This is a genomic window from Streptomyces sp. NPDC026538 (genome assembly GCF_055567535.1).
On sequence record NZ_JBVHQG010000002.1, the window covers coordinates 546,639 to 561,418 of the forward strand.

At 67.0% G+C, this 14,780-nt stretch carries 9 protein-coding genes and 1 pseudogene; 5 read left to right on the forward strand and 5 right to left on the reverse strand.

Features of this window, described 5'->3' with window-relative positions:
• The first annotated feature begins 52 nt into the window (after positions 1–52).
• Positions 53–2,200 (forward strand): DEAD/DEAH box helicase, encoded by a 2,148-nt coding sequence (locus ACZ4N4_RS09420; RefSeq protein WP_467586232.1) that lies wholly within the window; start codon positions 53–55, stop codon positions 2,198–2,200.
• A 246-nt stretch (positions 2,201–2,446) separates the two neighbouring features.
• On the opposite strand, the gene ACZ4N4_RS09425 is transcribed toward ACZ4N4_RS09420, so the two are convergent.
• From ACZ4N4_RS09425 to ACZ4N4_RS09435, 3 genes and pseudogenes are all read right to left on the reverse strand, one after another.
• Positions 2,447–2,860 (reverse strand): NUDIX hydrolase, encoded by a 414-nt coding sequence (locus ACZ4N4_RS09425; RefSeq protein ID WP_467586235.1) that lies wholly within the window; start codon positions 2,858–2,860, stop codon positions 2,447–2,449.
• Positions 2,857–2,967, reverse strand: a pseudogene (locus ACZ4N4_RS09430) (NUDIX hydrolase); the annotation flags it as partial. The pseudogene ACZ4N4_RS09430 and the gene ACZ4N4_RS09425, both read right to left, overlap by 4 nt.
• A 248-nt stretch (positions 2,968–3,215) precedes the next feature.
• Positions 3,216–4,112 carry a DUF5655 domain-containing protein gene (locus ACZ4N4_RS09435; RefSeq protein WP_467587666.1) on the reverse strand — a complete coding sequence of 299 codons (897 nt, stop codon included), beginning with the start codon at positions 4,110–4,112 and terminating at the stop codon, positions 3,216–3,218.
• A gap of 588 nt (positions 4,113–4,700) precedes the next feature.
• Here ACZ4N4_RS09435 and ACZ4N4_RS09440 point away from each other — a divergent pair.
• From ACZ4N4_RS09440 to ACZ4N4_RS09455, 4 genes are all read left to right on the forward strand, one after another.
• A complete protein-coding gene (locus tag ACZ4N4_RS09440) occupies positions 4,701–4,976 on the forward strand; it encodes a helix-turn-helix transcriptional regulator (protein WP_390830362.1) in 276 nt (91 codons plus the stop codon).
• 157 nt (positions 4,977–5,133) lie between these two features.
• Positions 5,134–6,144, forward strand: a complete 1,011-nt coding sequence (locus tag ACZ4N4_RS09445) for an SMODS domain-containing nucleotidyltransferase (protein WP_467586238.1) — start codon at positions 5,134–5,136, stop codon at positions 6,142–6,144.
• Entirely contained in the window at positions 6,141–7,886 is a 1,746-nt protein-coding gene (locus tag ACZ4N4_RS09450) for a ThiF family adenylyltransferase (RefSeq protein WP_467586241.1), read from the forward strand. The genes ACZ4N4_RS09445 and ACZ4N4_RS09450 overlap by 4 nt, the downstream gene beginning before the upstream one ends.
• A gap of 133 nt (positions 7,887–8,019) precedes the next feature.
• On the forward strand, positions 8,020–9,180 hold the full coding sequence (locus tag ACZ4N4_RS09455; protein WP_467586244.1) for an SAVED domain-containing protein: 1,161 nt from the start codon (positions 8,020–8,022) through the stop codon (positions 9,178–9,180).
• Between the two features lie 280 nt (positions 9,181–9,460).
• Here ACZ4N4_RS09455 and ACZ4N4_RS09460 read toward each other — a convergent pair whose 3' ends face one another.
• Together ACZ4N4_RS09460 and ACZ4N4_RS09465 are read right to left on the reverse strand one after the other, a co-directional pair.
• Entirely contained in the window at positions 9,461–10,780 is a 1,320-nt protein-coding gene (locus ACZ4N4_RS09460; RefSeq protein WP_467586246.1) for a hypothetical protein, read from the reverse strand.
• Positions 10,781–11,651: 871 nt separating this feature from the next.
• On the reverse strand, positions 11,652–14,762 hold the full coding sequence (locus tag ACZ4N4_RS09465; RefSeq protein ID WP_467586249.1) for a pPIWI_RE module domain-containing protein: 3,111 nt from the start codon (positions 14,760–14,762) through the stop codon (positions 11,652–11,654).
• Between the last annotated feature and the right edge of the window lie 18 nt (positions 14,763–14,780).

Genomic DNA, 14,780 nt, shown 5'->3' on the forward strand with positions numbered 1-14,780 from the left:
CGACCCAGTCCCGAAGTCCCGAACTCTCACGAACAGCCCGGGAGTTGCAGACGTGCAGGAGCAGCCGCGCGGCACCGACCCGCTGGAGCGCCTTGACCCGGTAGTCCTGCACCACATCGTCAACACGCTCGGGTGGCCCGATCTGCGCCCGCTGCAGAAGGCGTCCGTGCACCCGCTGATGAACGGCGAGGACGCGGTCCTGCTCGCGCCGACGGCGGGCGGGAAGACGGAGGCCGCCACCTTCCCCCTGCTGTCCGCCATGCGAGAGCAGCGCTGGACCGGCACCTCAGTCCTCTACCTGGCCCCGCTCAAGGCGCTCCTGAACAACCTGGTGCACCGGGTCGACAGCTACGCCCAGTGGCTGGGGCGCCGAGCCGCCCTCTGGCACGGCGACACCCCCGAGTCCGTACGCCGTCGCATCCGCACCGAATCCCCCGACTTCCTGCTCACCACACCCGAGTCGCTCGAAGCGATGCTCATCAGCGTCAAGACCGACCACGCACACATGCTGGGCCGGGTGCGTGCCGTCGTCGTTGATGAGGTGCACGCCTTCGCTGGGGACGACCGCGGCTGGCACCTGCTCGCCGTGCTCGAACGCCTGGAACGGCTCGCCGGCCACCGTATCCAGCGCATCGGGCTGTCCGCCACAGTCGGCAACCCCGACGCCCTGCTCACCTGGCTCCAGGGCGCACGCCCCGCCGATCGCCCCGGCCTGGTCGTCGCCCCCGGCGTGACTCTGCCCGCCACAACCGGCACCACCGAACACCCGCGCCCCGCAGGGGAGGTGGAGCTCGACTACGTCGGATCGCTCGCCAACGCCGCCAAGGTGATCTCCGCCCTGCACCGGGGAGAGAAACGGCTCGTCTTCTGCGACTCCCGCAAGCAGGTGGAAGAACTCGGTGCGGCACTGCGCGCCCGCGACGTCACCGTGTTCCTCTCACACGCCTCGCTGTCCACCGACGAACGCGCACGCTCCGAGCAGGCATTCGCCGAAGCCCGCGACTGCGTCATCGTCTCCACCTCCACCCTGGAACTCGGCATCGACGTCGGCGACCTAGACCGTGTCATCCAGATCGACTCACCCAGCACAGTGGCCTCGTTCCTGCAGCGCATCGGCCGCACCGGGCGTCGCGCCGGCACGTCCCGCAACTGCCTGTTCCTCGCCACCCGGCCCGACACCCTGCTCCAAGCCGCCGGCCTGCTCACTCTGTGGGCCCGTGGCTGGGTGGAACCCGTCACCCCGCCCCCCTCACCCCGCCATCTCGTCGCCCAGCAGCTCCTCGCCGTCACCCTGCAGGAACACCGCGTCGGCGACCGGTTGTGGCCCGAGCAGTGGAACGGCCTGGCTCCCTTCGACCAGTCTGCCGCGCCCCTCCTGTCGCACCTGGTCGCGGAAGGCTTCCTCGACAGCGACGGCGGCATGCTGTTCATCGGCTCCGAAGCCGAGAAGCACTTCGGCCGCCGGCACTTCATGGAGCTGACCGCCTCCTTCACCGCACCACCCGAGTTCACGGTGCTCGCTGGACGCACCGAGATCGGCACAACCGACCCCACCGTCCTCACCGAAGAACGACCGGGCCCGCGCCGCCTGCTGCTGGCCGGCCGCAGCTGGCAGGTCACGTTCATCGACTGGGCCCGACGCCGTGCCTTCGTGGAACCCGTCGAGGACGGCGGCATCGCCAAATGGCAGGGCAGCGAAGCCCGCGGGCTGTCCTACGTCCTCACCCGCGCCATGCGCGACGTCCTGCTCGGCACGGATCCCGACGTCCGCCTCACCCGCCGCGCCGTCGCGGCCCTTGCTGAACTCCGTATGGATCGCGCACCCCACGAAGTACACCCGGCGGGCACCCTGCTGGTCCGCGACGCGGACGCCACCCGCTGGTGGACCTGGGCCGGGTATCGCGCCAACGCCACCCTCGCCGCCTCCCTCGGCAACCTCGCCGACCCCGTCCAGCGCCCCACGGACACCCATATCCGGCTCCGCCAGGACCTCTCCCCCACCGACTGGAAAACCGCCCGCGCCGAACTCCCCGACTCCCTCACCCTGCCCACCGTTGACCCGCGGGCAGTCCGCGGCCTCAAGTTCTCGGCGGCCCTACCGCCCCGCATCGCCACCACCACCCTCGCCGAACGCCTCGCCGACTTCGACGGCGCCCTCGCCGCAGCCCGCGAGCCCGTACGGATGGAATGGGGCACCTGAACAACCCGGAACACAGGCGAATTTTCGGGCGGCTGAGGTCCTTCTCGACCTGGAGGACGCTCGCGCTCATCTCGATGTCGATGCGGTGGCCGGTGCTGTCTACCCACCTAGGCTTTCACCACGAGGGGCAGGCAGGTCCTGCTCACCGAGGTTGAGGTCCGCCTCCACCAGCCACGCCCCGGTTCCAGCCTTGATTCCAACGCACTTACTCGAGCTCAAGAGATCACCCATTTGAGCTGGAACCACTCAGGTTGCCATGACTGCGTCCAGATGCGCTTGCACCGGCTCGAACAGCCCATATGGCACGTACTGCGGAATATCGTCATGGGCGACCCACGCAAGCTCAGCCAACTCCTCGGCGTCCGCGACATAGGCAGTACCGCCCACCACCTCACAGGCCGTGTACGACATCAACCGACCTGTCTTCGGGTGGACCCGCTCGCCGAGCAGCTTCATGGCGGCCACCTCCACCCCGGTCTCCTCGTGGGTCTCTCGTACGGCGGCGTCTTCGCGGCTCTCGCCCGGCTCAATTTCGCCGGCCGGGAACTGCCACGAGAGCTGTCCCTCGCTGACCCGGCGCCGCACCATGAGCACGCGCCCCTCGCTGACGACGATGGCCGCGGCGATGCCCGGCTGCTCCTCCGCGTTCTGCTGCGTCACGTCTGCTCCTCCAGGACAGCCAGGATGGGTGGGAAGAGCGTATCGACGGGGATGAAGCGGGGGACCGAGTTTCTTGGGACCCACATGACATCGATGTTCTCGACTGCGTTCGTTGCCGAGGCGTAAGGCGGACTGCAGCAGGCAGGCGTAGCGGCCGGTCCAGCGCTCGACCACGTCCATGATGCTGCCCCCTGATCGTCGCTCTGGTGCAGGAACCTGCGCGCGGAAGGTGCACTCCTACCGCACTGGCCTTGCATGGTCACGCAGCTGGAGCGTCGGAAGAATCGGAGTCGCCAGGAGCCAGGCAAACACCCGCCACAGGCTCAGCCCTTGGGCAGGCCACAGAAGGGACGAGTCACGCTGCCGCGTAGCTCGCCAGGAACAGATTTTGCGCCCGCTCCACATCCCTCGGCGTACGCAACTGCACCTCCAGATCACCCGTCCCATGGTGACCGAGACCGGAGACATCCCGGGTGAATCCCGGGACAAGGTCGACGTCCTTCGGGTCAACCTTCAGGTAGACCAGCAGCTTGCTCCGCTGCGGCGGACAGAGGCAGGCGAAGTTCCGCAGCCGCTGGTACGCCCGGTACGTTTTGCGCTCGACGCGGTTCACACCGTCCCCGAGCCCGAGCAATGCCTCATCGACCGCGCTCGCCAGCTCAACCATCGACGCGTCCTGGATGCCGGCTGTCGCCCGGGCAACCGCCTGGCGGCGGGCTCGGCGTACCGCCTGCATGCCGCCGCTCCCGGACGCCACGGTCTCAAGCCCGAGCAGGTCGCTCCCGAACAGTCGGTAGCGAACCAGGTCGATCGACCGCCGGTGCTCGTGCACGGCATGCACGTCGTAACGCGTGAAGTCGCCGGCGATACAGATCAGGCGAGGGCTGCTCCACAAGACCTGGGACGCGGCCCTCATCCCGAGCCGGTCGAGGACCAGGTGCTCGAACTCGGCACGGTGGTCCATTAGCCACGCCAGGTAGAACAGGCCCTGGTTGATGACGCCGGCGTCGATGCCGCGCTTGTACTCGACGATGACCGGCGATCCGTTCTCGTCCAGCCCGAGCGAATCGATCCGGCCCTTGTGGACCGGCCCGGTGCCGTACTCACTCGCCAGGAAACGGACGCCTAGCAGCGTCTCCATGTGCGCCTCGACGAGACCCTGCACATCTGCCTCGACCTCAGCAAGACGCGGCATGACCTCGCTCACGCCACATTTCGATGCGTCCGTCCGGAACAACTTCAAGCCGACCACCCCCGTTATCGCATAGGAGATCGACAACGTCGGACGGGCAGAGATTTATTTCCGCAACCGGCGCGAGTCACGTGAAGAAGGTGTGCCGGATGCCCGATCGACTGAGTCAGCTGCCCCGGCGCGCAGCACGCAGGCCGGTGGCACCCGTGATTCGTCGGCGTCCAGCACGAATCCAGCACACTACAGGAGAAGCGGAGTTGACGGCAGGTGACGAGGGGTCAGGAAATCCAGCACCTATCCAGCACGGTGAAAATTAAGGGGCCTGACCCCGAAGAGCCAGACCCCAATTGACCTGCAGTGGCGCAACGGGGTGAACTGCGACCCAGGCAACACCCAACTCATCCGTGGTAACCGTTCGTCACAGTGCTGGGCAATGCAGTGAAGTGCTGGACTCTGCCGACTCCTCTCCGGCATCGTGCCTCACGCTGTCAGAGTGAGCCCCTCCACGGCGAGCGAGGCAACATAGCCCCAAATCGCCGGTTAGCCAAACCGGCGATAACGCGGAGTATTGACGGTCACCGCGATGACCGGCGCATGCGGTGTCCGTAGGCCCGGCACGGGCTACCCGCCAAGACGAAAGTAATCGGAATGCACACGCAGATCGAAGAGACTCTGGGCCCTCGCTATAGCCCCGCTCACATCCGCGCCACCTGGGACGGAACGGGGAGCGTGGAGGACGCCTCAAAGGCGCTGGGATTCTCACGGGCCAAGGGATACGACCTGATCCGCAACGGGCAGTTTCCGTGCCGTGTGCTACGCATCGGCCGTAAGACGCGTGTTGTCACGGCGTCTCTACTCCGCGTCCTCGAAAGCGGAGATCCGGAGTATAACGATGCGCGCGCCGGATGCCGCCCCACGCCCTAAGCCAGCTTCGACGAGGCTCCGCTTCCGGCGGAGCTTCGTCGTTCCAAGCGCGCCCTTTCACTACCCCGCTCTGAAGGCAGGCTGGCCAGCCGTGTCACCGTCGCTGTCGTACCCCCACGCTACGGTGTCATCATCTTCGGTGAAGACGATTTACGGGATGGCGCCAGTGCAGCTCACCACCTGTTTCAACACGCTCCTCACGGACACGGTCAACCTGAGCCGGCTCAAGCTCGACATGCTCGACAACCGAGTGGACAGTGTCTACCGAGCCCTCAAGGCAGACGAGGAGATCGGACACCTCGTCCTCGACAAGATCCCTCAGGGTTCGTGGGCGCAGAGAACCATCATCAACCCGGTCGGCGACAAGGAGTTCGATGCCGACTTCCTCCTTCTGATGGAGGAGAACCCGGATTGGCACGGCAGCCCCAAGACCTACATCGACAAGGTCTACGCGGCACTGGACCGCCACAGCCGTTACCGCGAGATGCCGCACTCGCGCAAGTGCCGTTGCGTGCGTCTGGAATACAAGAACCTGATGCACGTGGACATCGTCCCGTACGTCCAGCTCAGCGACGGCCGCGAGGTCATCGTCAACCGGGACGACAACTGCTGGGAGGCGACGGACCCCGAGGGCTTCACGGCCTGGATGCGCAATCAGGACGACATCACCGGCGGGAATCTGCGCAGGGTCATCCGGCTGCTGAAGTACCTGCGCGACCACAAGAACTCCTTCACCGGAACCCGGTCGATCATCCTCACGACTCTGCTCGGAAACCAGGTCAGCGACACCAAGACGCTGATCGATCCGGGCTACTACGCCAACGTCCCCACGACCCTGCTCCACCTGGTCCAGGACCTCAACACCTACCTGCAGGCCAACCCCAACAAGCCGTCCATCGCCGACCCCTCCGGGGCGGGCGTCACGTTTGACCATCGCTGGACCCAGGACACCTACGCCTACTTCCGCGAGCGGATCCGCGTGCACACGGAGGAGATCGAGGCTGCCTACCACCATGCGGACAAGGAGACCAGCATCGAGCTGTGGCAGGGTCTGTTCGGCACCGGCTTCAAGGAGCCCGACGCCCAGCAGAGCAGCGCGAAGTTCCCCGCCGCGGCCGCGTCCGTGGCCGCCGTGACGACGACGGGGCGGTCGGGGCGCGCTGGATGAGCAAGCGAAAGCCCGGGCGGTTCGGCGCTCCCACACCGTGGCAGAGACAGGCGCTCGCGGATCTCCGCGCGATCGGCGCCGAGCAGCCGGACACCCTGCGCGTGGTGGGAGTGCCTGACCGTACGGACGACGGCGCCCTGGCAATCACGATCGAGATCGACACGAGGGGGACCGTCTCGGTGGAGGGAGGGATTCAGCTTCAGCCGCGCGAGCGGTTCGTTCTCAGCGTCCCGTCCTCCCCGCTGCTCCCCCCACAAGTCGACGTCACGCACACCCGGTTCATCGGATACCCCCACGTCCTGCAGGGTTACCGGCTGTGCTTGTACCTGGACCCGGCGCGAGAATGGAACCCGGCAGGCGGCATCCGCTCCAGCCTAAACCGCCTGTGGGCCTGGCTCGGCGATGCCGCCGGCAACCGGTTCAACGCCTCAACCGCCCTCTATCACGCGGTCGGCGGAGTCCTGCATCAGTCCGCAGGAACACCCACCATCGTTGTGCGTGAACCCGTGCTCGGAAAGTGCGTCCAGGCCGGATACCTGATCCCAAGGACCGCTCAGCGCCTGGACCTCACCTTCACTCCACAAGAACCTCCCACGGCACGCCTGCCGGTCATCATCCTCCCCGCGCCCCTGCCAATGGGAGCCGGCACCACACTCGTCGAACTCCTCCAGCAGATCGATGCGCCACTCGCCAGCCGTGCCCCCACCGCCAGGCCGTTCGCGCCGGCCGTGCTGACCTCCCTCGCGACCAGCGTGGTGAGAAACGCTGAGGACACACCCCAATACCTCCTCCTGGCCGTACCCCACCCCGCCGGCGGCCCACCCCACCTGCTCGCGGGCCGAATCCCCGCAAGCGCCGCCAACGAACTCCGCAGCCTCGCAAGGCGCCAGCCCGGTTGCCTGAGCACTCTCACCCCCAGCGCGGTCAACCCGGCCCTTCCGATCGAGTGGTGCCGAGTGTCCGACGAACGGCATGCCGTCACAACCCGCCGCGACGACAACCGCCCCGTCAACAGCTACCAGAACAAGCACATCCACATCTGGGGCTGCGGAGGCATCGGATCCTGGACCGCCGAGTTCATCGCACGCGCAGGAGCAGCACGCATCACGCTGTGCGACCCCAGCGTCGTCACCGGCGGGCTGCTCGTCCGGCAGAACTTCCTCGAGACCGACCTCGGCGCGGCCAAGGCCGCCGCACTGGCTGACCGACTGCGTAACATCGACGACCGCCTGACCGTCGACATCGCTGAGGGCCTCGTCCCCGAGGACGCAGAACAGATCATGAACCACGCCGACCTCGTGATCGACGCCACGGTCAGCCTGGCCATCGGGCAATTTTTCGATGCCCTCGCCCGCACACCCAACCGCAAGGCAACCCTCGCCCAGATCGCCACAGACACCCGCACCGGGACACTTGGCATCCTCACCGTCTGCGCACCGGGAACCCTCCAAGGCCCCCACAGCTTGGACTCCCTGGCTGGCTTTTCGGTACTTGACGACCACCAACTCGAGCTGTACCACGCCCTGTGGCAAGAAGCAGAGCCCGACGACGAACTCATACCGACCCGCGGCTGCTCCGTTCCCACCTTCCACGGATCCTCAGCCGACCTCGCCGCCGTCGCCGCCACGCTCACCACGTTTCTCGGCATGCAGCTGGCCGCGTCGAAGTCGGGAACCCACCTGGTCGCTCTTCCACACGCCCGCAGCGGACCGCATCATCACTACGTTCCCCATGTCCCCTAGCCCGGCCGGTGCAGCCAGACCGAGCGCCCATACCCCATACTTCCGCTGCACGGCACCACAGCAACAGACCGGTGTCCCCGAACCAAGGCCCATGACACACTCAACCCCCGCCTGCGCCAAGAGGAGTCGACCTGTGGCACGCAAGTCCATCCCCGACGTCGAGCGGCTCAAGGTCTGGGTCCGCGCCGGCGGACGATGTGAACTTTGCGGAACCTACCTTCTCGAGGGAAAACTCACCTATCAGGACTTCACCCTCGGAGAGCTCGCTCACATCGTGGGGCAGGACGCAACGCCGAAGTCACCGCGCGGCATGGACCCCCTCCCGAAGGACCAGCGCGACCTGGCTGACAACCTCATGCTGCTGTGCCGCGGCGAGCATAACGAAATCGACCGCAAGGGCTCTCTCGACGTCATGACGGTCGAACGGCTCCGGCGCATCAAGCGCGATCGGGAGGAGTGGATCCGGCGGCTGACCGCTCTTAACCCGGAAACCGGCACCGTGGTAATCCGGCTGATCGGACAAGTTCGCGGCCAGGAAGTCGAACTCACCAAGCCCACTGCCGCCGAGGCCGTCATCCGCTCCGAAGAGCGATTCCCCGACTTCCCCCTCAGCCTGCACGGCGACGGCTTCGAGATCGATCTACGATGCATACCCGGTGAGAAGGCCGGCGGGCCAGCGTACTGGAAACAGTGCCAGCAGCAAATCGATCGGGTCCTGGAACACAAGCTGGCGGAAGCGCTGCGTGAGGACTCGGTGCACCACGTGAGTGCCTTCGCCTTCGCCCGCTTGCCACTGCTTGCCTATTTCGGCTCCCGCTTGGACGACACGTTCACCGTCTCCATCTACCAACGGCACCGCAGCACGGAATCCTGGTCCTGGCCCGACACGACGGACCGGATGGTGCGCTTCGTCACCGAGCCGCCTATCTCTCCTGCCCCTGACGCCTCTGACGGAGTGCTGATATTGAACATCTCCGGATCGATCCAGGCAGAAGAGCTACCCCAACAGCTTGCCTTGCTTCCGCGCTGGACGATTCACCCGCACGACGTCACCCCGTCCGTCGATGTAATCAATTCCGTTCCCACGCTCAACGAGTTCACCTCGGTGCTCCGGCAACTGCTCTCCGAGCTGGAGGCCAACCACAAGAACCTACGACGACTGCACGTACTGGCAGCTATGCCCGTTTCGGCTGCGGTGACGCTCGGCCGTGTCCACGATGCCAACGTTCACCCCGACCTGGTCATCTATGACCGCACCGCCGGCCAATACACTGCAGCGTTGCGCATCTCTTGACGATCACGCACAAGGCGGCAAAACCTGCCGCAATGATTGCGTGCCCCAACTGCCGTGCGATCAGGACCCGCCTACCGTGACCGCCGAGTTCCGCTGCCGCGGTGACCGCATCCCCACATGGCCAGCCTTCTCCATACCGAGCGGGCCACCGAAGAGTGCTGACCGAGCCGGCGGCGCGCCAATACCCCGCCGCTCTCCCCGGGACCGGCAGCTCAAGTCCGCTTCTTGCCGTGGTGAGGGCGGATCCACCGGTTCACGGTCGGCCCCACCCCTCACACTCTCAGCCCGTTAGACCGCCCCTGCGTTCCCGCGTACGCTCAGCCTGGGTCGTGTCGTCGCCGATGAGGCCGGCGAAGACCAGTGCGCGTGAGCCGTCGAGACTGGCCTTGATCTGGGCCTGGATGATGTCACTGGCCCTGCCACGGGTTCCGATCCAGCCGTCCTGCACGAGTTGGGTGAAGGTCGTGTTGTCGAGATACCGGGGCACCGTGTGGTAGCCGAACAGCTCACCCCCTTTCGGACCGGTGGCCAGTCCGGGCCGCCCTCGCAGCCACTCGACGTGTTCGCGCGTGAGGTACATCCCGCCGATCAGCGCATCTCCCTTCGGCGCCACTTGTTCGGACTTGCAGAACTTGATCCAACATGGCTGGTGAACGAAGCGGTAATCGGCCGGCGGATCCTGTTCCAGCCGCATACACGCCTCTTCTACCTGCCTCATGCGCTTGAGCTGGTCGTCAAGATCACCGTCCGGCCGATATCCCCACTCGCTGCGCCCAGCTCCGACCTGGACCATCTTCTTGTACTGGACAAGGATGAAGCTGTCCCGGCTCACATGGTGATAGATCAGGTCGACCCCCAGCGTGTCCTCAGCCGGCAGGCGGTTCACGTTGGCGATGAACAGTTGCTGGTCGCCCTTGTGGAATACACGCTTCGCGAGATGCTCCGCGTCACTTCCGATCCAGTCAGAGAAGCGTTGCGCATCGTGAGCGACGAGGTGGTCCTCGTGCGCCGGATGTCCCGGCAGGGTGGCGAGGACGGGGATCTGATCCCCGCCCTCTTCCGGGAACTTCGCCTCATCAATGACGCTCCGGTCGAATCCGCCCAGTTGAAGTGCCAGTCCGGTGGCATCTCTCTGCTCCAGGAACAGCTCCCGCACTCTGCCGAGGATCCGGACGCCCCCCACCCTTTCCTGTAACTGGGCGATGACCGCGGCCAGATCCGCGCGGAGCGTGGTAAGAGCGTTCAGCAACTCTTCGCCGGACCGCTTCGTCAGCACGCCGGTCCGGTCGACTGCATCCCTGTGTCGGAGCGGAAGCTGGTCGGACAAATCTTCCATCGGGACCGGAGGCGCGACTCGATGGAGTTGAGTCACCTCGACCACACGCCGGAAGGTCCCGGCGGGGCGACCGCACCGAGCCTGCCCCACGTATTCGACTCGCGGTCGACCGCTCTCCTGCCCGGTCACCACCAGGACGACATGTCTGCTCTTCCACTCGTCCCGTTCTCCGACCGACTCCCAGCCGGCATCGAGTTGCTCCTGCCGCTTCCGGCTGCCGAGGAACTTGGCCTCGCCTGGGGTGCACCGCAGTATCGCCACCATTCGATCACCGTACGCCGCCCTTCCTGCGGATTGCCACGACTCGTCGCCAGCATCGGATACATCGCCAACCCTTGTGAGAGCAGCGGGAATCGGACCTTGGCACTCCGCACCTCATACGGGCGTCCCTGCTCTCTCCGATCGACGCCCGCGACCGCTCTGCCACTCCGTACGACCCGAAGAACAACACCTCCTGCGCTCGCCACTTTCGGTCCTGGCCTACCGCGTCTTGGTGCGCGCTCCACAGCCCCCAGCCGACCCCGGCCACCAGGACCGGCCACACCGCCGTTCAGTTCCCCGGCAGCCACACCGCGGCGACCACCGCCGCGACGATGCCCCAGCCCTGCAGTTGCCGACGCGTACGCTTCCTCAACCGCCGGCGCCGTCGTCGTCGTGTTGCCATCAGTCCCCCACTCCCGACCCGTGATCCGCAGTGTGAAAGCCCCGCCGGGCCCTCGCTACACCGGCGGATGCCGCTGGGGCGTTCAGGCGAGCAGCCCCGCCGGCCGCTACCAACTCCATCCCGCCGACAGCCCCGTGCACGCGCCTTACACCGGCCCCGCCCCGGAGGCAGCGCTCCAGGACGCGGCCCGGCGAGACAACCGACGGCGCCGCGCGGAGGCCACCGCCGTAGCAAGAGCGGTGTCGCGTCCGATCCGCTGCCCATGAAGTCATCGGCGTCACGGCGGTTGCCGGCGCCCGGTCCCCGGCTTTCCGCCCTCAAATCGGAGATCGAGCCCGCCGATACCGACGGCGCCTCCTCGAAGGGAAGCGGCCGTGCATCACCGGCGCAGGGAAGCATGATCGCTGTTCATGGGATGCGCCCCGCCGAACAAGGGCAGCGCCGGTGGGGGTGCCAACGCTCCCTCACTCCTCAGGGGAACAAGGCGAGCTGTTCGTCCTCCGGTGCTTGCGCGAGGCCGGGATCCTCTGCGTATTCCGGGTCCAGGTCTGCCGGCTCGGTGTCCGTGCCTTCCTCGATAACGCCCAGCGCCGCCGCTACGCGCTGCCCATTGACGTTGCCCGCCGCCTCGGTGGTGGCCAGCTCCTCCAGGGAGGATTCCTCAGCCTCACCCGACTCTGCCTCGGCGACCGTCGGCAGTACGTAGTGCTGGGCGAGGCTCGCCAGGTGCAGGGGCAGGGGGAGGGAGAGTGCGTCCAGGTAGTCGGGGGCTTGGCGCAGCTGGTGCACCGCCAGAGCGAGTGCTTCGGGTGAGTCGCCGGCATCCGCGTGGCAGCCCAGGACTGCGATCTCCACTAGCCCGGGGTTCCAGGCCGGGATGTGTGTATCGATGGTGGGTTTGCCCTTGTTGGGTCCCTGGCGCAGCGGCCGGGGCGCGATTTTGTCGGCCTCGACGGCGGAGTCTCGGAAGGTGCTCGCTTTGGGTGTGGTGCTGTAGAAGATCCGGCCGGAGGAGCGTGCGGTGTCTTCGTCCTCCACCCACAGCCCCTGGGGCAGGCCGTTGACCTCGCCGGGAGAGGCGTTGCCCCACCATTGCGGGGTCTCCCGCCCTGCTGCCGTACGTACGCGAATCAACCGGAGATCGGGGTCGAGTCCCACCGGTTGCGCATGCCCGGTCTTGATCAGATCCCGTTCGGTTCGGCCGTCCTGGAGCCAGGGCCAGTGCAGCCGACTGTTCTGCGAATGGGTCAGCAGGGCGGTGGGCCGGCCGCGAAGAGAACGGACCATTTTCTGGAGGTATCGGGCGGTCGCCCTGCGCTGTTCGTCCATGTTCTGCTGCCAGACGCGGTACTTCGAACGCTGCTGCGGTACGAAGGCGGCTTCGGTGTCCGTGTGCGTCGCGGTCTCGGTCTCGGTGGGTTCGCTGACCTCCGGGATTTCAGCTGTCTTGACCAGGCCGAGCAGGAACTGGGGGTAGGGAATCCAGCGTCCCGTCCGCTCCTCCCAGCCTGTGACGGCCGCCAGGCCGCTGCCCGGTGCCAGCGGTGTGACCATGACGGCCACCGGGGTGTGGCGGGGCAGTCGGGTGGGGCCGTCCTTGCGCCGCTTGACCATGTACGTGGCGACGTAGCGCAGGTCCTTGGGGATCGCTTCGCCGAGCGTGTGTTCGGGCAGGACACGGACGCCGTACTGGCGCAGAGCGTCTTCCCAGCCCGAATGGACCCGGTGGGAGAGGTTCTTCTCGCTGTTGTAGCCCTTGGCCTTCTTGGGGACGAGTGCGAATTGCGTCAGGACGCCCGCGTCCGCGCAGCCCAGCCGGAGCGCGTACTTGGGGTCATCCAGACGGTGGGCGAAGTCCTGGCGGCGATCGATCTCCACGAGGGCGAAGCTGGGGTGGAGCGGGTCAGCTCCGTCGTCGGCCAAGAATGCGGCGGCAGTCTTCCGCCGGGCGTTGATACCGGCCTCCAGGGCTTTGCCCCTGGGCCGCGCTGCGGGGTCGATGCCCAGGGTGTCGGTGATTCCCTGGGTGGTGCGCAGACAGCGGAGGCGAAGGGTGAGTTCCGGGGCTTTCCATTCGAGAGTGACTGGGCTTCCGGGTACGGCCCGCTCGTACGCGTCCTCGGCAGTGGCTGGCTCCGGGCGTCTTCCGTCGCCGTCCAGCCCGAGGACGTCGGCGAGGGCCTCGATGGCTGCATCCCGGAACGACGGGCTCTGCCACAGCAGTCTGGCTTCGACGAGACACCCGGCTCCCGTCCCCTTGATCGCCTCGGCGGGGTCCTGCCCCTGGTTGATCCTGGCTGCCACCGCGAGTGCGGTCCGGCGAGCGCGGGCTTCGCGTTGCGCCTCCGCTTCCTTCTCCGCCGCCTTGGGCTTGGGCCGGGCATTGGCGGGGGCGCTGCTGCCGGCGCTCGCCCGGCTGAGGGAGGGGACCCGGCGTAGCTGCTCGGGCAGCGCCTGTTCGGCCCACTGAACGATCTGTGAACGCTGGTGTGACATTAGGCCGGCACCGATGCCGTGAGCACCCATGTGTGTGCTGTGGACGACAGCGGCGCGGGTGCCGTCCCCGTCGCCGATCCACTCCTCGGGTGTGGCGAGCAGGCTGGCGGGGTCGGGGAAGGGGCGGTTGAGCGCCAGCCTGCCCAGGATCTGGGCGGGGCCGTTGTTCTTCCAGGCATAGCCCTCGATGCCGCGGTCCCAAGTCAGCCGGGCCACGGCGTACCGCTCGCTGGTGGGTGCTCCGGGGAGCCACGGGATGCCGGGCAACAGGTAGACCGAGGTATCGCGGCCATACGGCAGCCGCAGTCGCTGCTTCCTCGCGTCGAGGCGAGTTGCCCAGCGGCGTACCCCTGTGTGCAGGTGGAGACGGGGTCGAGGGTCGAAAGGGACAGTGTGTAGCGAAATGTTGATCACGATGGAGAACCACCACTCGCGCCCCTTGACCACGTGCGAGAGAGGCTGTGAGAGGAGTTCCGCTCCCTGCTGGCGCGGGCCTCGCGGCACGGCCCGGAAGTGCAGGCTGCCGGCGCTGTGTTCATAGGGCCCCAGGGCGAGGATGCGCCAGGCCAGGGCATCGGTTGCGAGTTGGTATTGCCGGTCGCGCGGAGCCGCGGTTCCGCCGTCGGTCGTGGGGCAGCCGAGGAGGTCGACGGTGACGTCCTGCCACTGCGGCGGGCAGGAGCGCAGCGCCGTATGAGTGTCCAGGACTACCCGGTGATGTGCGGGTTCAGGGCGGAGGTCTTGAAGCCAGGCCCCGCTCAGCCGGTCCAGGGTGTCGCCGGGAAGCGGGTGGGGGGCGTCGGACGAGGTGTAGAGCCAGAAGTCCTCGGCCAGTTGTTGCGGGTCGCGGGGACGGCCGCGGACTACCAGATCGGGGGCGAGGCTCTGCAGAACTCCGTTGAATCTGGCGACGGGCGCAGAGCGGTAGGGCTCGGCCTCGGGGGGACGGCCTAGGTTACAAAGGTCCAGAACGCTCTCGTGCCACTGCTCCGCAAAGGGCAGTGCCCGGTAACGGGCTGTCCAGGGCGCGGTGTTGGACTTCAAAAGGTAGGCGGCTCGGCTGGTGTCGCGGTACTTGGCGGCCATGGTCTTTGCTGTCTCCTT